21 protein-coding genes, 1 tRNA gene and 1 pseudogene are annotated in these 16,447 nt (G+C 61.5%); 11 read left to right on the top strand and 12 right to left on the bottom strand.

The window, feature by feature from the left end; genetic code table 11:
• Positions 1–879 carry an ABC transporter ATP-binding protein gene (locus BC1002_RS28175; protein WP_013093390.1) on the top strand — a complete coding sequence of 293 codons (879 nt, stop codon included), beginning with the start codon at positions 1–3 and terminating at the stop codon, positions 877–879.
• Entirely contained in the window at positions 876–1,658 is a 783-nt protein-coding gene (locus tag BC1002_RS28170) for an ABC transporter ATP-binding protein (RefSeq protein WP_013093389.1), read from the top strand. Before BC1002_RS28175 ends, BC1002_RS28170 begins: the two co-directional genes overlap by 4 nt.
• A 581-nt stretch (positions 1,659–2,239) precedes the next feature.
• Here the strand turns inward: BC1002_RS28170 and BC1002_RS28165 are convergent.
• The 3 genes from BC1002_RS28165 to BC1002_RS28155 form a co-directional block, all read right to left on the bottom strand.
• Positions 2,240–2,611 (bottom strand): hypothetical protein, encoded by a 372-nt coding sequence (locus BC1002_RS28165; protein ID WP_013093388.1) that lies wholly within the window; start codon positions 2,609–2,611, stop codon positions 2,240–2,242.
• 154 nt (positions 2,612–2,765) lie between these two features.
• Positions 2,766–3,059, bottom strand: coding sequence for a hypothetical protein (locus BC1002_RS28160; protein ID WP_013093387.1), 294 nt, complete (start codon positions 3,057–3,059; stop codon positions 2,766–2,768).
• Between the two features lie 692 nt (positions 3,060–3,751).
• On the bottom strand, positions 3,752–4,135 hold the full coding sequence (locus tag BC1002_RS28155) for a hypothetical protein (RefSeq protein WP_013093386.1): 384 nt from the start codon (positions 4,133–4,135) through the stop codon (positions 3,752–3,754).
• A 247-nt stretch (positions 4,136–4,382) separates the two neighbouring features.
• Here BC1002_RS28155 and BC1002_RS28150 point away from each other — a divergent pair, with 247 nt between their 5' ends.
• From BC1002_RS28150 to BC1002_RS28135, 4 genes are all read left to right on the top strand, one after another.
• Positions 4,383–4,823 carry an Hsp20/alpha crystallin family protein gene (locus BC1002_RS28150; protein WP_013093385.1) on the top strand — a complete coding sequence of 147 codons (441 nt, stop codon included), beginning with the start codon at positions 4,383–4,385 and terminating at the stop codon, positions 4,821–4,823.
• Between the two features lie 15 nt (positions 4,824–4,838).
• Entirely contained in the window at positions 4,839–5,246 is a 408-nt protein-coding gene (locus tag BC1002_RS28145) for an Hsp20/alpha crystallin family protein (RefSeq protein WP_013093384.1), read from the top strand.
• A 148-nt stretch (positions 5,247–5,394) separates the two neighbouring features.
• Complete coding sequence (locus BC1002_RS28140; protein WP_013093383.1) at positions 5,395–5,958, top strand: Hsp20/alpha crystallin family protein; 564 nt, start codon at positions 5,395–5,397, stop codon at positions 5,956–5,958.
• 42 nt (positions 5,959–6,000) lie between these two features.
• Positions 6,001–6,073: transfer RNA gene (locus BC1002_RS28135), tRNA-Lys, on the top strand.
• Positions 6,074–6,135: 62 nt separating this feature from the next.
• On the opposite strand, the gene groL is transcribed toward BC1002_RS28135, so the two are convergent.
• The 3 genes from groL to BC1002_RS28120 all read right to left on the bottom strand — a co-directional run bounded on the left by groL (position 6,136) and on the right by BC1002_RS28120 (position 8,959).
• Entirely contained in the window at positions 6,136–7,758 is a 1,623-nt protein-coding gene (gene groL / locus BC1002_RS28130; protein ID WP_013093382.1) for a chaperonin GroEL, read from the bottom strand.
• A gap of 76 nt (positions 7,759–7,834) precedes the next feature.
• Positions 7,835–8,152, bottom strand: coding sequence for a co-chaperone GroES (locus tag BC1002_RS28125; RefSeq protein ID WP_013093381.1), 318 nt, complete (start codon positions 8,150–8,152; stop codon positions 7,835–7,837).
• A gap of 168 nt (positions 8,153–8,320) precedes the next feature.
• Positions 8,321–8,959 (bottom strand): hypothetical protein, encoded by a 639-nt coding sequence (locus tag BC1002_RS28120; RefSeq protein WP_013093380.1) that lies wholly within the window; start codon positions 8,957–8,959, stop codon positions 8,321–8,323.
• A 233-nt stretch (positions 8,960–9,192) separates the two neighbouring features.
• Here BC1002_RS28120 and BC1002_RS28115 point away from each other — a divergent pair, with 233 nt between their 5' ends.
• From BC1002_RS28115 to BC1002_RS39830, 3 genes and pseudogenes are all read left to right on the top strand, one after another.
• Positions 9,193–9,435, top strand: a complete 243-nt coding sequence (locus tag BC1002_RS28115) for a hypothetical protein (RefSeq protein ID WP_013093379.1) — start codon at positions 9,193–9,195, stop codon at positions 9,433–9,435.
• A gap of 130 nt (positions 9,436–9,565) precedes the next feature.
• On the top strand, positions 9,566–9,802 hold the full coding sequence (locus BC1002_RS28110; RefSeq protein WP_013093378.1) for a hypothetical protein: 237 nt from the start codon (positions 9,566–9,568) through the stop codon (positions 9,800–9,802).
• Positions 9,803–9,920: 118 nt separating this feature from the next.
• A pseudogene (locus BC1002_RS39830) lies at positions 9,921–10,094 on the top strand (transposase); the annotation flags it as partial.
• On the opposite strand, the gene BC1002_RS38300 reads toward BC1002_RS39830, so the two are convergent.
• The gene (locus BC1002_RS38300; RefSeq protein ID WP_041735565.1) at positions 10,031–10,246 is read right to left on the bottom strand and encodes a hypothetical protein; all 216 of its coding nucleotides are present in this window, start codon (positions 10,244–10,246) and stop codon (positions 10,031–10,033) included. The pseudogene BC1002_RS39830 and the gene BC1002_RS38300 sit on opposite strands and share 64 nt — an antisense overlap.
• On the opposite strand from BC1002_RS38300, the gene BC1002_RS37995 reads away from it, so the two are divergent.
• Positions 10,237–10,494 (top strand): hypothetical protein, encoded by a 258-nt coding sequence (locus BC1002_RS37995; protein WP_013093377.1) that lies wholly within the window; start codon positions 10,237–10,239, stop codon positions 10,492–10,494. The genes BC1002_RS38300 and BC1002_RS37995 overlap by 10 nt on opposite strands.
• A 263-nt stretch (positions 10,495–10,757) precedes the next feature.
• Here BC1002_RS37995 and BC1002_RS28100 read toward each other — a convergent pair whose 3' ends face one another.
• From BC1002_RS28100 to BC1002_RS28080, 5 genes are read right to left on the bottom strand one after another with little or no spacing between them, the layout of a single operon-like run.
• Positions 10,758–11,828: an ABC transporter ATP-binding protein gene (locus tag BC1002_RS28100; RefSeq protein ID WP_013093376.1), complete on the bottom strand. Its 1,071-nt coding sequence runs from the start codon at positions 11,826–11,828 to the stop codon at positions 10,758–10,760.
• 32 nt (positions 11,829–11,860) lie between these two features.
• Positions 11,861–12,790: a carbohydrate ABC transporter permease gene (locus BC1002_RS28095; RefSeq protein WP_013093375.1), complete on the bottom strand. Its 930-nt coding sequence runs from the start codon at positions 12,788–12,790 to the stop codon at positions 11,861–11,863.
• Positions 12,777–13,688: a carbohydrate ABC transporter permease gene (locus BC1002_RS28090; protein ID WP_013093374.1), complete on the bottom strand. Its 912-nt coding sequence runs from the start codon at positions 13,686–13,688 to the stop codon at positions 12,777–12,779. Before BC1002_RS28090 ends, BC1002_RS28095 begins: the two co-directional genes overlap by 14 nt.
• 10 nt (positions 13,689–13,698) lie before the next feature.
• On the bottom strand, positions 13,699–15,030 hold the full coding sequence (locus BC1002_RS28085; protein WP_013093373.1) for an ABC transporter substrate-binding protein: 1,332 nt from the start codon (positions 15,028–15,030) through the stop codon (positions 13,699–13,701).
• Positions 15,031–15,067: 37 nt separating this feature from the next.
• Positions 15,068–16,051 carry a TauD/TfdA dioxygenase family protein gene (locus tag BC1002_RS28080; RefSeq protein ID WP_013093372.1) on the bottom strand — a complete coding sequence of 328 codons (984 nt, stop codon included), beginning with the start codon at positions 16,049–16,051 and terminating at the stop codon, positions 15,068–15,070.
• A 132-nt stretch (positions 16,052–16,183) separates the two neighbouring features.
• Between BC1002_RS28080 and BC1002_RS28075 the strand changes: the two genes are divergently transcribed.
• Positions 16,184–16,438 carry a type 2 periplasmic-binding domain-containing protein gene (locus tag BC1002_RS28075; RefSeq protein WP_013093371.1) on the top strand — a complete coding sequence of 85 codons (255 nt, stop codon included), beginning with the start codon at positions 16,184–16,186 and terminating at the stop codon, positions 16,436–16,438.
• Positions 16,439–16,447: the final 9 nt, after the last annotated feature.

Here is a 16,447-nt window from a genome sequence, read left to right as displayed (position 1 = left end):
ATGCCAGTCGAGATGGCCCGGATTTTGTGTGAAATCGACGACCTGCGGATCGGCTTTCGCGGTCATGGCGGCGAATTGAGCGAGGCGGTGCGCGGCCTTTCGCTGACGCTGCGGCGCGGCGAGCGGCTTGGCATCGTCGGCGAATCCGGTTCCGGCAAGTCGCTGACCGGGCGCGCGCTGCTCGGCCTGCTTCCGCCTGAGGCGCAATGTCATGCGAAGGCGATGAAGTTCGACGGTCAGGATCTGCTTGCCATGCCGGCGCGCAAGCGCCGGCAACTGTGCGGCCAGCAGATGGGCATGATCCTGCAAGATCCGAAATACTCACTGAACCCGGTGATGACCGTCGCGCAGCAAATGCGCGAAGCGTTCGAACTGCACGGGTCGAAGTTCGGCCGCCGCGAGATACGCGAGAAAATCATCGAGGCACTGGCAGCGGTGCATATCCGCGATCCGGAGCGTGTCGCCGACTCCTACCCGCACGAGTTGTCGGGTGGCATGGGGCAGCGCGTGATGATCGCCATGATGGTGTCGTCCGGGCCGCGTCTGCTGATCGCCGATGAACCCACCAGCGCGCTCGACGTGCTCGTCTCGATGCAGGTCCTCGGGATTCTCGACGAGATGATCGCAAAACATGACACTGGCCTCATTTTTATCAGCCACGACCTGCCCCTCGTCATGTCATTCTGCGACCGCGTCGTCGTGATGTTCGCGGGACGTGTCGTGGAAACCTGCGCGGCACGCGATCTCGTCCACGCGCAGCATCCCTACACGCGTGCCCTGCTCGCGGCGAATCCTCCGCTTGTCGATCCGCCAGAGCAACTGCCCGTGCTGAAGCGGGACGCGGCATGGCTCACGCAACCGGCAGGAGAATCAGCATGATCGATGTCGACGCTTTGACGGTACGCTTCAAAACCAGGACCGGCCGCTTCGACGCGGTGCGCGCGGCGAGCTTTCATGTCGGAGAAGGTGAGGTGTTCGGACTGGTCGGCGAATCGGGTTCCGGCAAGTCGACGATCCTGCGCGCGTTGACCGGTCTCGCGCCGGTCGCCGGCGGCCATATGAAAATCGGCTCGCATGTGCTCGGAAAAAAGCTCGACCGCTCCTTCCGACGCGACGTGCAGATGGTGTTTCAGGACCCATACGGCTCGCTGCATCCGCGCTTCACAATCGATCAGAGCTTGCGCGAGCCGCTGACCATCAACGGCATCGGCGGGCAGGAAGAACGCATTGTCGATGCGCTGCGCGAAGTCGGCTTGGGTCCCTCTTATCGTTTCCGCTATCCGCATCAGCTGTCCGGAGGGCAGCGGCAGCGCGTCGCAATTGCTCGGGCGCTGATCGTCGAACCGCGCGTGCTGCTGCTCGATGAGCCGACGTCCGCGCTCGATGTGTCCGTGCAAGCCGAAATCCTCAACCTGCTGACACGGCTTCATCGCGAACGCAATTTGACGATGATGCTGGTGAGCCACAATCTGGCGGTGGTGGGCTTTCTCTGCTCGCGCGTCGCGGTCATGCGCCATGGTGAGATTGTCGAGCAACGCGATATCGCATCCATCCGCGCGCAGCAGATCGAGCACGAATACACGCGCAGCCTGCTGCTCGCGACCGCGGGCTACCGGCGCAAGTCGGTCGCGGTAGACGGAGCGGACGCGCTGTCATAAATGTCAGTAGCGCCGAGGTTTCGTCGCCGTGCGTATTCGCGAACTGCCCCAGGCACCCGCGCGGCACGACGAGGGTGCAGCTATCCCATTCGCCTCGGCCAGTTGCGAAACGCTGCCCTGTTCCTCCCAGTCGATCATGCGGGCCGACCGGCGGAACGTCACGCTCCCGGCCACCGCTGGTGAGCTAAGGGGCGCGCGACGCCATTGATGCGTGTCCGAGTGAGTGTTGTGATCCGAATGCTTCGAAGCGGATACGCTCATCGGCGACGTTCAGTGCACGCAGCCCCCGGAAGAGATCACGCATGAACGAGATGCTACGCCGGGCCGCTTCACGCTGATACGGTAGCGGCGGCGATCAGCGTGCCCCGACAATGTGAAGCTCCACACCAGCGGCGCGGCGTGGCCAGGCACGGCAAGCCTTTAGCGCTGGTCGATGCACTGCGGCGGCACGCGTAGCGTGGCAACGGCAGCGGCACGGCCGGCTTGCCTGCCATCGAGCGCGATGGTCCGGACGCCGACCACGGATGTGTGACTCTGGTCAGGCGCTGCCGAAAGGTGATGGTCGTGTGCTTCCCCTTGCCTTACCAGACGGGAAACACGACGTCCGGTTGCGGCGTAAATTGAATCCCCGAGTCAGGGCAGCTTACGCGTCCCTTGACTGCAACCCGCTGGTTCAGGTACGGCAGCAGCAGTGAGGGCGCTGCCTCGCCTCCGTCGGCAAGAGGGATGTCCGAGAGCACCGAGTCGTTGCAGGGGGAAGTGGAAGGTCGATCCAGCACTATCGTCGGATAGTCACCCAGCGCGTACTTCCCGCCCCCACGCTCCACGGTCCCGGTGATCCAGATGTCATGCTGCAGCGGCAACGTCGGCAGGGGGCTGGCCGACATGACGTTCTCTGACCATAACCCAGCGATCATGGCTGCTGGGACAAGGACACACAATCGTCTTTTCATGGCGCAAACCTCTTGACGTCCAGTGACGCTCGCCTGCACGTCACTGCTCCTCTTCCACTTCCCTGATGCGGCTATCGAAACGATGTGAATGCAAATGAAGTTCCACCATGACCTCTTTCGAATTGCGCGTCTCTGCTCACGCTTGACGACGCCATCAGGCGGCATCCGGAAAATCCGGAGGCAGTCCGTCGAATGGGCGCCGCTCGACCAGGTGAACTGCGTAGTCCATCGCCTGCGCTTGGGCATCCTCACGCGTGGCGCAGCGTCTTTGACGCTGCGGCATGTGCCAGTCCACGCAGACCTCGCCGTCACGCGCGATCTGCACGAACGCAGCATAGCCGCCCGCCGAAGTTGCGTCAGCCTCTGGCCTGCCGTTGCCGTCATGCACAAGGACCGTTCTGATACCAATCTCGTATCCGTTGCACCGCTCGATTTTTATCGTCTTCATCGGATCACCGTGTCATCGCCTGGCTAACTGTCGCGCACGCCAGTGGCGCCAACGGCTAAGCGAGCGTGGCGCCCCTGTCCAATTCCCCGCTGTGGTGAAAGGCATCGGCGCCGCATGCTTTGTCAATCACTTTGCGCTAGCGCCTCCGTATGTGCGAGATCCACCGTCGGATCGTCGTTCGCATTGCGGTGACCTGTGCATCGAGCAAGCGACCAGCGCGTTCCCGAAGCGATCGTAGAACGTCGAGAACGGAGGCAGTCGTGCGGTTCAGATGCTCGAACAGATTGGAGTACGGGCGAGGGTGAAGGTCGCTCATTGTCTTCTCCTTATAGGCAGCAAGGAAGAGAACGGGCTTGCGCGCTCCAGTTCGCCTGCCATGCTGCGGGGCAAACAAATCGAAACACGCAGTGTGCAATTAGTGGATGATTCAGCACACTGCCTGAGCTGGATATAAATTAGTTTAACTCACTACAAAATTCAAGTTCTTCAATGCTGCCGAGGCCTTGGTACTGCCGAGGTAAGGCGTCAGCCGCACAGCCGCGCAAAGATAGATCGCAACGCGCGCCACACGGGAAATCGTCAGACTTTCAGGTATCTGAATCCGCGTGACCAGACACTGGCACACCCCGTAGCTAGGGGAGCCTATCGGGGCTGCGCCAGCAGACCGTTGTTCCGCTTGCGAGCGTGCCGTGTCACTGGATTGGCGGCGCCGTACCGAGCTTTTCGGCGAGCATCCTCTCATACACGCCAAAGTGCAAATCCACTTCGGACTGTTCCACCGTCGTGACGATCAGGTTGATGTGGTCCGATGGGAGCCCAAGCACGCCAGCGATAAAAGTTTCGAGTTGTGGCGCACATGCCTTGTCCTTTGCCACTGTTGTGCCAATCGTGACTTCGTAAATCTTCTCCTGGCGGCAGACAACTTCTACGAGGCGCGCGCGGGCGCTCATGTTGCTGTCGACCGCAATGCGTACTACCTCCACCGCTTTGCGCATGGCTTCCGTCGGGAAGCCCTTCGTCGAGCGCAGCCGCACGCGGTGCGGGCCCAGCGTCAACCAGTCTGTATCGAATTCCATGACCTCCTCCTGTGGTCAAACGGCCTCGTCCGCGATAATAGGACCGGCCTCAAAAAATTCAAGCGTGCCCCTGCACTCTTCCCTTGAAAAATCTGCCGCAGAGCCTATTTTAGTTTTCGCTCAGGCAGACGTGCGGTGCTCACGGGATCGCACGCTGCGTGTTTCGTTTTATTTGCCAGACGCTGGCAGGCGAACCGGAGCGTGTAGGCTGGTTCACCTCCATGCGTCACTTGAGGAGAACTACATCATGAGCGATCTCTACTATGGCACTGACCTCTTCAGCGAGTTCGACCGGCTGCAGCGGCAGATGGCACACTTCTTCGGTACTTTCCCCTCCAGTCTTCGGGCAAGCCGCCTCGGCTCGCTCCCGCCCGTCAACATTGGCGCCACCGACGACTCGATTCACATCGTCGCGTTTGCACCCGGCGTCAATGCGGCCGAACTCGACATATCGATCGATAAAGGGCTGCTGACCATCAGCGGTGAGCGCAAGCCAGCGCGACCGGATACCGGCGAGGATGCCCGTGTCTATGCGCAGGAGCGCTTCACTGGCGCGTTCCGGCGGGTCATCGAGCTGCCGGAGAACGCAGATCCCGACAAGGTTGAGGCGCGCTACGAGAATGGCTGCCTGTCGATCGCTATCGGCAAGCGCGAATCGTCGAAGCCTCGCGCGATCACCGTCCAGTAATTCCAGGAGGCGAAAATGAGCGATACCACTGAACTGAGCAAGCGCGAACCGTCCGCGGTGACGCGCAGCGAAAGCGGGTCGTCCGCGCGGCGGATGACGATTACTCCCGCTGTCGATATCTACGAGGACACCCAGGGCGTCACGTTGTGGGCGGACCTGCCGGGAGTCACCAAAGAGAAGCTCGATGTGCGGGTTCATGACGGCAATCTCGCCATCGAGGCCGAGGCGGTCGTGCCGACACCGGCAAATCTGCGGCTGCAGCACGCCGAGATCCGTGAGCCACGCTTCGCGCGAACCTTCACGCTCTCCCCGGACTTCGATACGTCCAAGATCGAGGCGAGCCTGAAGGACGGCGTACTGAAGCTCACGATCCCGCGCCGCGACGAAGCGCGTCCGCGGCGGATCGAAGTGAGTACCGGCTGAAGTCGGCGTGTCGGCGGCAACGCCAGGAAGCACGCGAGGTGGCGGCGGCCTGGCTGCCACCCTCCGACAGCGCAGGCCCGGGTCCTGATCGCGCCGTGACGCAAGAACGCAATCCTGTTCGCTCTGACAGATCACCGAGGAGGAAACGATGAACAGCGATTCGAAGAAGTGGAACCCTTTCAAGTTCCTTCGCGGGACTGCGCCAAAGACCGATGCGGACAACCCGGAGAGCACGCCAGCCGGCGAACAGTGGCGTAGTGCATGGCCCGACATTCCTCGACTGTTCTCCCGCGAGCCGTGGCGCTCAGTGGAAGAGTTCTTTCACGACCCGTTTGCTGGCCACGGCGCGCTCGAACGATGGTTCGGCGACTTCAGTTCATCGCGCTTCCAGCCGCGCATCGACGTTGTCGACGAGGGACCGGTGCTGCGCGTCACCGCAGAACTGCCCGGGATGGAGCGCGAAGACGTGAGTGCAAGCGTCGAGGACGGCGTGATCGTGCTGCACGGTGAGAAAAAGCAGGATGTGCATAGTGAGGAAAACGGCTGCTATCGGCTGGAGCGTGCTCATGGACACTTCGTACGCACGATCCCGATGCCGGAATACGCTGATCCCGGTCGCGCGCTTGCGAAATTCGACAACGGGGTACTCACGTTGACCGTGCCGAAAATCAAGCCGGCACCGTCCGCGAGTCGCGCGAGCGGTATCAGTTAGGGCGAGCGTCCAAAGCGCTATAACGGCGAAAAAGAGAGGATTGGGTCGTTAGCTCAGCTGGTAGAGCAGCGGACTTTTAATCCGTTGGTCACTGGTTCGGATCCAGTACGACCCACATGCCATGAAGAAAATGCACCGGTCAGCCTCGCTGACCGGTGCGGAGCGGAACCGAAGCGGTTAATACTCCAGTTCCGGCGTGCTCGCCTGCGCCGGCTTTTCGTCCTTCGGCGCTTCAGCCACCGTTGCATCCGTCGTCAGGATCAGTCCGGCAATCGACGCGGCGTTCTGCAGCGCCGTGCGCGCAACCTTCGTGGGGTCGACCACTCCCGCCTCGACGAGATCGCCGAACTCGCCAGTGGCCGCGTTGTAGCCGAAGTTGCCCTTGCCCTCCAGCACCTTGGCGATGACCACGGACGGCTCATCGCCAGCGTTCGAGGCGATGACGCGCATTGGCGCTTCGAGTGCGCGCAGCACGATTTGGATGCCCGCGTCCTGATCACTGTTGAGGCCTTTGAGGCTCGTCACGACCGAACGCGCGCGCAAAAGCGCCACGCCACCTCCCGGCACGATGCCTTCTTCCACTGCCGCGCGGGTCGCGTGCAGCGCGTCGTCGACGCGGTCTTTCTTTTCCTTCATCTCAACCTCGGTCGCCGCCCCGACCTTGATCACGGCCACGCCGCCTGCGAGCTTTGCAACGCGCTCCTGCAGTTTCTCCCGATCGTAGTCACTAGTCGCTTCCTCGATCTGCGCACGTATCGACTTCACGCGTGCCTCGATGCGCTTCTCGTCGCCTGCGCCGTCGATGATGATCGTGTCGCCCTTGCGAACTTCCACGCGCTTGGCGCGCCCCAGGTCCTCGAGTGTTGCGTTCTGAAGTTGCTTGCCCGTCTCTTCGGAGATCACGGTCGCGCCGGTGAGCACGGCGATGTCCTCGAGCATGGCCTTGCGGCGATCGCCGAAGCCGGGGGCCTTGACGGCCGCAACTTTCAGGATGCCGCGCATTGCGTTGACCACCAGCGTGGCCAGTGCTTCACCGTCGATATCTTCCGCGACAATCAGCAGCGGTTTGCCGGCCTTCGAGGTCGCTTCGAGAGCCGGCAGCAGGTCCCGGATACTCGAGATCTTCTTGTCGTGCAGCAGGATCAATGCGTCGTCGAGATACGCGGCCTGTTTTTCCGGATCGTTGATGAAGTAGGGGCTCACGTAGCCGCGGTCGAACTGCATGCCTTCGACCACATCCAGCTCATTGTCGAGCGACTTGCCGTCTTCGACGGTGATCACGCCTTCCTTGCCGACTTTTTCCATCGCCTCCGCGATGATCTTGCCGATCGCCTCGTCGGAATTCGCCGAGATCGAACCTACCTGCGCGATCTCCCTGTTGGTGGAAATCGGCTTCGACAGATTGCGCAGTTCGTCGAGCACTGCCGCCACAGCCTTGTCGATGCCGCGCTTGAGATCCATCGGGTTCATGCCAGCGGCGACGTGCTTCATGCCTTCCTGCACGATGGCCTGCGCCAGCACGGTGGCGGTGGTAGTGCCGTCGCCAGCCACGTCAGCGGTCTTCGAGGCGACCTGTTTGACCACCTGCGCTCCCATGTTCTCGAAGCGGTCCTTCAGTTCAATTTCCTTTGCGACCGACACACCGTCTTTCGTGATGGTCGGCGCGCCGAAGCTGCGCTCGATTAGCACGTTGCGTCCTTTGGGTCCGAGCGTGACCTTGACGGCATCGGCGAGGACATTCACGCCCTTGACGATACGGGCGCGAGCGCTGTCATGAAATTTGACGTCTTTTGCACTCATGTTCTTGCTCCTGGTAAAGTCGTCGACTAAACGCATCGCGAACAGCCGGTCGGGTGTCCGCGACCGTAACGCGGTTTCAGGCGGCCTTTCGGGCGGCGCCCGCGTCGGCCTCGAGGACTCCCATGACGTCTTCCTCGCGCATGACGAGCAAATCCTCGCCGTCGACCTTAACGGTCTGGCCTGCGTATTTGCCGAACAGCACGTGATCACCGACTTTCAGTTGGAGCGCGCGCAGCGTTCCATCCTGCAGCAGCCGACCGCTGCCGACCGCGACGACTTCGCCTTGTTCTGGTTTTTCTGCCGCTGAATCGGGAATCACGATGCCCGAAGCCGTCGTCCGCTGCGTTTCGATTCGCTTGACGATAACCCGGTCGTAGAGGGGACGAATCTGCATTTCCATCTCCTGAGCGATTAAAGGATCACCAAAAGGGAATCCGGCTGCGGGGATCCGGGCGCGTAATTCGCCGCGGTGCAGCCGAGCCAATGTCTGGCGGAAAGCGAAATAGAGGCGCCAATGCCGCGCTTCAAGGGGCGTGGAAATGTCTATTTGTAACAGAATATTTCAACGCGGCAGCAGCAGGCGCTGCACCTTGCCGAGGCGATAAACCGTGCGGCCGCGCCGATCCGGGCGAAGGGGTTCAGGCGGCACCGGACAGGGCGGCTGGCGTCCACCATCCGCATCGAGGGTGTCGTCGGGTTCGTTGAGCGTGCCCCAAAGGCCGCCTTTGACCGGGCGGAATAGCCAACGCAGGTAGCCGCTGTGCGCGGCAAGACGCATCAGCGCGTCGCGGTCCATATCGTCACTGACGAGCTGCGGGTCGCGGGCCCCGTGCTCGGGATAGCTTCCGAACGCCTGACGGCAAGCGAGCGCTTCGGCCTCGCTGGCACCGATCACGTTGCAGCCTCGGCGCTCGACGCGCTCGACGTCCCACGCGCCGGATTGCCAGGCGGCATCCAGCAGCATGGCGTCCACGGTCTCGAAGCTGTGCCACGGTGCGTCGAAGCGAAAGGCCGACCCCGGAACGGGACGTCGCGGGATCTCGATGCCGGGCAGGACAAGCGGCGTCGCCCGCCGGAATCCGTGCCAGTGGAGTATCGCAAAAAGCGGGGTATTCACCTGCGCCACCGCCGTGACGGTGACGGCAAAGAGCGGCAGACGCACGGTGTCGATCTGCTCCTGAAGTCTGTCGAAAAGTTCCATGAAGCCTCCCGGATGACATGTTGCAGGGCCTCTTGAAATTTGCGTTCCTTGCGCTATTTTATCCATCGCTCAGGCAGTCGCGACCAAGCGTTGCGTGTTTCGATCTGTTTGTCGGTGGGGCTTCCCACGGGCAGGCGAACTGTAGCGCGTGGTCAGGTTCGCGCTTCGTGAGATGCTGCATATCCCGAATCATCTGTGTCGCCTGAGGTACAACACTCTGCCGGAGGTGTGATATGCAAGCGGAGAACATGATGGAGTATCACGGCTGTGAGATCAGGCCGGTGGTTACCGCCACCGAGAAGGGTCGCTACGCAGCGACGGCCGTCGTCACCGATCGGGCAGGTGAGATACGCACGCTCGGCGTTGATGGAGACTTCTCCAACGTGGAGGAGGCGCGCGATGAAGCGCTGGAGCTTGCGGTCGCCTGGATCCATGGACGCTCGGTCGTTTCTGAACGGTATGTCCGACGGACCTAAAGAGCACCGACCCGATGCCAGCCGCCGAGAAGCGAAGCGGGTACCGTGCGGCACGCCCGCACTGCCCGCCTCGCCTCTTGCAGTTTCGCCCTGGCCCGGTTGGGCCAACGTCGCCGCCCAAGAAAAAGGAATGATGGAGACTACAGTCATCGATCCAGCCGAAGACGCGCTCTACGACCACATACGGCTGCTGCTTTTCAGTGCGGACCTGCCGGTTCATAGGCTGGAGGCCGACATTGAAGATATCGGACGCTTCACCGCGCCGGATGTGCGCTCGCCGCATCTCCGCTTGGTAGAGGCCTTGCCGCCGCTTACACCTGCTGCTGAGGCAATCGTGCGCGCGATGATCCGCGCAGGCTGGTACTAACGTCCAGGTCTGCTACTTCGCCTGGACCAGTTCGTGCAATCGAAGAAGGGGACGGCGCTAATGGAGTCCCAGTCGGCCGAGCGGCCGGGGTTCGTTTCTCGGATTGCGCTGGCCGAGGCTTGCGTTCGACGAGCGCGGCGTGACGTTCCGCTGGAAGGACTATCGTCCGAAGGGGCGGACCCGCTACAAGACCATGACCCTCGGGGCCGGCGAGTTCATGCGCCGCTTCTATGGACTGATTGCGAACCCGGTGACCCGCGCCAGTCTCGCGAAGGTGCCTGAACTGCGGCAGAGGTCATCGACACGGCAGAGACCCTCGCGCTCCTGAAAATCCTGGCTGTCGGCCAGAAACGGATCGAATGCGGCGATCACGTCGATGGCGACGAGTTCTTTGCGGAACTCAACGAGCTCGATCGTCAGGAAAAGCTCCGCTGATGGCGGCACCGCTGCTGAAATACCGCACTCTCCCGACCGCGCGGATCGGCATCGACGAACTCAGAAGCTATGTCGTCCGCCGCTACCGGTCATACGCTTACCGAACTGAGGGCTTTTCGATGACGGTTTCGGGCAGGCCCTTTCTGACAAGAACCGGATCATTTATCAGGTCCGCGACGATGAAATTTTCATTCATCTCGTGGTGGTCGAGCGACGCGACCTGCCCTCCCTTCTTCAAAGAATCGTGCTTCGCCTGATGTAATGGGCACCGACCGCTGCCTCGCGTTCATGCCGCAGCGCCGCGTTGATACTCTGGCGCACACTGCTTCAATTTGCGACCTCTGAGTGAATCTGCTTGTGCGGCTCTGCAAAGCGTCTGCGCAAGAAAGCGCCTCGCCGGTAAGCGGGAACCCCAATCTCGCGATGCCAAGCAGCCTCGTCTATTGCGAAACCGGCAGCCAGAACTTCTAGTATGACCGCGCTCCGCAAAGGTCTGCGAAGATCGTCGTCTCTTTACTCTTTAATTCAACCGGCCTCCGCTGTACGCATCGAACAGATGCGCCCGCTCCCCGCAAGGGAGCAGATGGATCCGGTCCCCCGGCCGGGCGTCGATACGCTCACGATACGCGACGATGAGATCCTGCCCGGCAAAGCGCACCGCTATCTGCGTCTCCGATCCGGTCGGTTCCACTACCACCACTTCAGCCGGCAAGCCGCGTCCACTTGCATCCAGCCGGAAATCTTCAGGCCTCGCGCCATAAACGACGCGGGCTCCTTGCTCCGCGTTGGGCCTTGTCGCCAACGGCAACTGCAGGCCACCGTCCGTTATCACGCGTGCACCATTGTTTAGATCCAGGTGTCCGTGAATGAAGTTCATCGACGGCGAGCCGATGAACCCCGCAACGAACGCATTGCGCGGCGTGTCATACAGTTCGAGCGGCGTGCCCACCTGTTCGATCAATCCATCCTTGAGTACGACGATACGGTCAGCCATCGTCATCGCTTCGACCTGATCGTGCGTTACGTAAATCGTGGTGGTACGCAGCCGCTGATGCAAGGCCTTTATCTCCGTGCGCATCTTGACGCGCAAGCTCGCGTCGAGGTTCGACAGCGGCTCGTCGAACAGGAAGGCCTGCGGTTGCCGCACGATCGCGCGGCCCATCGCGACGCGCTGTCTTTGTCCCCCCGATAGCTGGCGCGGCAGGCGTTCAAGCAGCGGAGTCAGTCCAAGGCTTTGCGCCACGTCATTCACGCGTACCGCCATCTCCGCCTTGGACGCGCCTTTTAATTGCAGAGAAAAAGCAAGATTCTGCGCGACAGTCATATGCGGATAAAGCGCGTAATTCTGGAACACCATCGCGATGTTGCGATCTTTCGGCGCGAACTCGTTGATCGATTGATCGCCCAGCATGATGTCGCCTTCTGTGACCGACTCCAGTCCTGCGATCATCCGCAGCAACGTTGATTTGCCGCAGCCCGACGGACCGACGAGCGCCACGAATTCTCCTTCGGCGATTTCGACATCGATGCCGCGAATGGCCTCGGTATTGTCGTAGCGTTTATGAACATTGCGGATGCTGAGCGAAGACATGGCGCGTTGAATCCCCTATTTCGCAATTCCTTTTAGTCCTTCAGTCCGCCCGCGGTCAGGCCGCGCACCAGGTATGTACGGACCAGTACCGTAAACAGAACGACCGGCAGCATGACCAGCGTGCCGGCGGCGGCGACCTTGGTCCATTCCCAGCCTTCGTACTGGAGAAAATTCACGATCGACACCGGCGCGGTGATCGCATTAGTCCGCGTGAGAATCAAGGCGTAGAAGAAGTCGTTCCACGAGAAGATGAAGCACAGCACGGCAGTGGCCGCGAGTCCAGGCGCCGCAAGCGGCAGCGTGACGCGCCAGAAGGCTTGCCAGATGCCGCAGCCGTCGATCTGCGCGGCTTCTTCAAGTGTGCGCGGCACGGCCTCGAAGAAGGTTTGCATGAGCCAGACGACAATCGACAGATTGAACGTCAGATACACGATCACAAGGCCCGCGATTGTGTCCTGAAGTCCGAGCCACCGATAAGCGAGATAGAACGGAATCGTGAATGCGATTGGCGGCGCCATACGCGTGGTCAGAATCCATAGCGCGACCTGCTTGCGTGCGCGAAACTTCCAGCGCGTCAGCGTGTAAGCCGCCGGCACGCCGATCAGCAACGAGAGCAGCGTGGACAGCGTGCTGACTATGAGGCTGTTCACGAACGAGCCTACGAAGCTGCTATGAAATAGACCTCTGAAGGCATCGAGGGTCGGTTTGAAGAGCAGCCCGTCGTCGAATATCGTGTCAGCGGGACGCAACGCCAATTGCACGAGCCACAGGAACGGAAACAGCAGTACCAGCAGCAGCGCGACGACTACCACCGCGCGCGCATGAGATTGCAACGCCGCACCCAGCCGATACATCCTCGTGGCCTTGCGGCGTCGGCGGCCGACAGGCGCCGTGTGTCCGTCTTCGCTCACTCCAATTGCGCCGGGCAGATCGCGATCGATCGAACTACTAGTCTGCGTCATGGCTATTCCATCCGAGTTTGCCGACCAGCCAGCTCAGCAGGAAGACACCGACGAGGATGACCGTCGCTATCGCGCTCCCGTAGCCCCAATAAGAGAAATTGAACGCCTCGATGAAGCTGTAGTAGTTGGTGACTTCCGTTACGGTGCCGGGGCCGCCGTTGGTCAACACGTAGATCAATGGGAACGCCTTGAAGCTGTCGATGAGCCGAAACAATCCGCAGACCACCAGCACCGGACGCAGGTATGGCAGCACGATATAGCGGAACAATTGCCAGCGCCCCGCGCCATCGAGGCTCGCCGCTTCGAGCGGATCGTCGGGAATGGTCTGCAATGTGGCCAGCACCATTAGCATCGTGAACGGGAACCATTGCCACGTGTCGGCGGCGGCGACCGCCCACAGCGCGGTCGACGGATTCGCGATCAACGAACTCACCGGATAACCGGCCGACTCCAGCGCACGATGCAGCGGGCTGATATCCGGCGAATAAAGGATCTTCCAGATCAGCGCGGCGACAATCGGCGGCAACACCATCGGAATTAGAAAAACGGTACGCACGCCCCTGAGAAACGCCGACTTGCCGTCGAGCAGCAGCGCAAGCCCGAGGCCGATAGCCAGTTGTGACGTTACGCTCGCCACCGACAACTTGAGCTGCGTGCGCACCGAATCCAGAAACCGCGTGTCGTGCAGCAGTTGCCGATAGTTGACGAGTGGATCGTCGAAGCGAAAACTCGCGGCCGGGTTCGTGAGGCTCAGCGGAGTCAGACTGACGACGATGAGCACCACAGTCGGCACGAGCGTGACGGCCGCCAAGGCGATCAACGACGGTGTCAGCCCGAGCAGGAATGCGCGCCGCTGTTGCGACACCCAGCTCGCAGCGGGAAGTAATGGCGTCGACATATCGTAGCCGTCAGATCTTGATGCCGGCCCGTCTCAGTTCCGCAATCGACGCCGCTTGCGCCTGCTGCATCGCCTGGCGTGCCGACAGCTGCTTCGTCGCGATGCGCGCGATCGCCGCGTTGAGCTGCTGATCGACCTGCGGATAGACCGCGACTGTGCGGTACTTCATATGACCGGATTTCGCCGCGAGATCGATGGATTGCAGTGAAAGCTCCGCAAGATCGTGACCACTGATCAACTGCCGCGTGCGGAATTCCTTCGAGTCTATGTCCGAACGCCGCGCGGGCGATCCGTAACCGGCAGCGACGGTCCGCCGTGTGATCTGCTTCGACAGCGCCCACTGAATGAATGACCACGCCGCTTCCTTGTTCTTCGAGCCGGCGGGAATGCCCAGGCCGTGCACCGCGACGCCGGGAAAACGTCCGGCCGGTCCCTTCGGCACGAGCCCGAAGCTCGCAGTCTTCACGGTCCTGCTCGCCACGGGGTCGCCGAGTTGGGCGAGGTAGATCTGACCTGCATCCGTAAAATTCGTGCGGCCGAGCATCAGGGCCTGCGTGACCTGATCGGGCGTGTACGTCACACCACCGTCCGGACCGAACTCGCTGATCAGGTTCGCGTAATACTCCGCGGCGGCAATCGCCTCCGGCGTGTCGAGCGTGGGAAACAGGTCGTCTGGCGGCGCGCGGAACACATTGCCACCGAATGCCTGCAGATACGGGACGAAGGTCCAGCCATAGTGGCTGTCCGCGACGTAGCCCGCGACGCGTTCCTTCTTGTTGACGGCCCTCAGCACCTTGACGAGATCGTCGGTCGTGTCGGGATACGCGAAGCCCGCTGCCTTCACGAGATCGAAGCGCGACGAGCCTGACAGCAGTGCTTCGGCATTCCAGGGGATGCCATACAGCTTGCCGTCCTTGCCGGTTTCAGACGCGAGCGCGCCCGGCAGGAAATCCTTGACGTCCCAGTCCGCCGCGGTAAGCGCGGGATTCTTGATGAAGTCGTCGAGCGGTGTCAGCCAGCCCGAATTGATCCAGCGGCTACTGTAGATGAACGTGACGTTCAGCACGTCATACGCGGAACCCCGCGTGGACAACTCGAGGTCAGCGCGCTGGTTGTACACCGGAAACGAAGGTGTATCGAAGTTCACCTTCGCGCCGCTCGCTGCTTCGAATTCCGGCAACCATTGTTGAAGCAGTTTCGTGTATGCGGTGCTGAACACCGATACGTTGAGCGTCACACCGGCGTACTTCTTTGCGCCGGATTGCGCGCGAACCAGGCCCGGCAGCATCGCCGTTGCGCCCAATACGGCGGCGACCTGAAGCAGGCGTCGTCGTTGTGTCATGTGCGGAGTGCCTCGTAATGTTAATCGTCGAACCCGCTCAAGCGGCGGAAGCGGCCGGCTCGCGCGTGGCCTGCCTCGAGTCCACTTGCGTCGTCGGTTCCGGCCGCCGAAGCGTGCGGCTATGACGGCCGTCGACGGAAACCGCGCGCTCGCCCGCCACCGTCACGCGACGCACGAGGCGCTCCTGGGTGCCGTAATCGTTCACCGCGTAGTGTTGCGTTGCGCGGTTGTCCCAGATCGCCACATCGTTCTGACGCCACTGCCAGCGCACGGTGTTTTCGAGGCGGATCACGCGGTTTTGCAGGATCTCGAAGATTCGCGCGGACTCCGAACTCGACAAACCCACGATGCGTTTGATGAAGTGGCCCAACAGCAAGGCTCTTTCGCCCGACACTGGATGCACGTGCACGATCGGATGCTCGGCCTCGTAAACGGCCGAAACGAACACGTTCTGGTGATGCGCGAGACGCGCCGCGGCGGACTGCGTGTCGGTTCCTGCTATACGCTCTGCACCGTAGTCGTAATCGTTGGTATGCACGGCCCACAGGGAGTCGGCGAGCCGCTTCAGATCGTCCGGCAGACGTTCGTAGGCGACGGCCGTGTTGGCCCACACGGTATCGCCGCCGTAAGCCGGAATCTTCACGCCGCGAAGAATGGAAATCTTCGGGAACGCATCGACGAAAGTGACGTCCGTGTGCCAGGAATCTGCACGGCCGCCACCTTTGGACGCGTCCAGCTCGAACAGCGCCGTGCCTTCCGGCGACGGCACGGTCGGATGCGCGACGGTTTGGCCGAATCGTGCGCCGAACGCCTGGTGCGACACATCGTCCAGATGTCCCTGATCGCGAAAGAACAGCACCTTGTACTTCACCAGCGCGCGATGGAGCGTGTCGATCACGGACTCGTCGAGCGCTGGCGAGAGCTTGAAATCCTGAACTTCTCCGCCAATCAATCCCGCCACACGCCGGATGCGCAGATTTTCAAATGAGGTGTCCAGATTCGATTGTGCAGAGGAACTCACGGATGACACTCCTGTATGAAGAGCGACCAAGTGTAAGAACCCGCACGCCACGCACAAACCAATCAATCGGAATATTCATTCCGTGCGTGGCCTGATAAGCATTCTGCAGAATGAAAGAATGCGGTGATCGTGATGCCGTCGGCCGCGAGTGACATTCACGGTCGGTTTGATCGAGCATGCAGGCAGACGGCGCAGTGCCTGTCGCAGAACACGGCTATTCGGCTGGAAATCTGGACGCGGGCGCTGCCGCGGCTCGAATCGGGCGTCCACTATCCGCTCACCGACGAAGTCGTCAAGGCTCAGCAGGACTGCGCCGATCTCGCTTATCGCGAGCACGTCGTCCTGCGCAAGATCGATGCACGCGAAGCCATCGTCGATATCCGGTAGTCCGGGGAC

The organism is Paraburkholderia atlantica (assembly GCF_000092885.1).
GTDB lineage: Bacteria > Pseudomonadota > Gammaproteobacteria > Burkholderiales > Burkholderiaceae > Paraburkholderia > Paraburkholderia atlantica.
This window is presented reverse-complemented; position numbering and strand designations above follow the sequence as displayed.

Bases quoted from the DNA above. Each gene is read 5' to 3' on its own strand.
- BC1002_RS28150 (WP_013093385.1), top strand. From the start codon at position 4,383: ATGAGCGATCTCTACTATGGCACTGACCTCTTCAGCGAGTTCGACCGG.
- BC1002_RS28100 (WP_013093376.1), bottom strand. From the start codon at position 11,828: ATGTCTTCGCTCAGCATCCGCAATGTTCATAAACGCTACGACAATACC.
- BC1002_RS28160 (WP_013093387.1), bottom strand. From the start codon at position 3,059: ATGAAGACGATAAAAATCGAGCGGTGCAACGGATACGAGATTGGTATC.
- BC1002_RS28075 (WP_013093371.1), top strand. From the start codon at position 16,184: ATGCCGTCGGCCGCGAGTGACATTCACGGTCGGTTTGATCGAGCATGC.
- BC1002_RS28170 (WP_013093389.1), top strand. From the start codon at position 876: ATGATCGATGTCGACGCTTTGACGGTACGCTTCAAAACCAGGACCGGC.
- BC1002_RS28115 (WP_013093379.1), top strand. From the start codon at position 9,193: ATGCAAGCGGAGAACATGATGGAGTATCACGGCTGTGAGATCAGGCCG.
- BC1002_RS28110 (WP_013093378.1), top strand. From the start codon at position 9,566: ATGATGGAGACTACAGTCATCGATCCAGCCGAAGACGCGCTCTACGAC.
- BC1002_RS28095 (WP_013093375.1), bottom strand. From the start codon at position 12,790: ATGACGCAGACTAGTAGTTCGATCGATCGCGATCTGCCCGGCGCAATT.
- BC1002_RS28125 (WP_013093381.1), bottom strand. From the start codon at position 8,152: ATGCAGATTCGTCCCCTCTACGACCGGGTTATCGTCAAGCGAATCGAA.
- BC1002_RS28145 (WP_013093384.1), top strand. From the start codon at position 4,839: ATGAGCGATACCACTGAACTGAGCAAGCGCGAACCGTCCGCGGTGACG.
- BC1002_RS28085 (WP_013093373.1), bottom strand. From the start codon at position 15,030: ATGACACAACGACGACGCCTGCTTCAGGTCGCCGCCGTATTGGGCGCA.
- BC1002_RS37995 (WP_013093377.1), top strand. From the start codon at position 10,237: ATGGCGGCACCGCTGCTGAAATACCGCACTCTCCCGACCGCGCGGATC.
- BC1002_RS28155 (WP_013093386.1), bottom strand. From the start codon at position 4,135: ATGGAATTCGATACAGACTGGTTGACGCTGGGCCCGCACCGCGTGCGG.
- BC1002_RS28165 (WP_013093388.1), bottom strand. From the start codon at position 2,611: ATGAAAAGACGATTGTGTGTCCTTGTCCCAGCAGCCATGATCGCTGGG.
- BC1002_RS28140 (WP_013093383.1), top strand. From the start codon at position 5,395: ATGAACAGCGATTCGAAGAAGTGGAACCCTTTCAAGTTCCTTCGCGGG.
- BC1002_RS28090 (WP_013093374.1), bottom strand. From the start codon at position 13,688: ATGTCGACGCCATTACTTCCCGCTGCGAGCTGGGTGTCGCAACAGCGG.
- BC1002_RS28175 (WP_013093390.1), top strand. From the start codon at position 1: ATGCCAGTCGAGATGGCCCGGATTTTGTGTGAAATCGACGACCTGCGG.
- groL (WP_013093382.1), bottom strand. From the start codon at position 7,758: ATGAGTGCAAAAGACGTCAAATTTCATGACAGCGCTCGCGCCCGTATC.
- BC1002_RS28120 (WP_013093380.1), bottom strand. From the start codon at position 8,959: ATGGAACTTTTCGACAGACTTCAGGAGCAGATCGACACCGTGCGTCTG.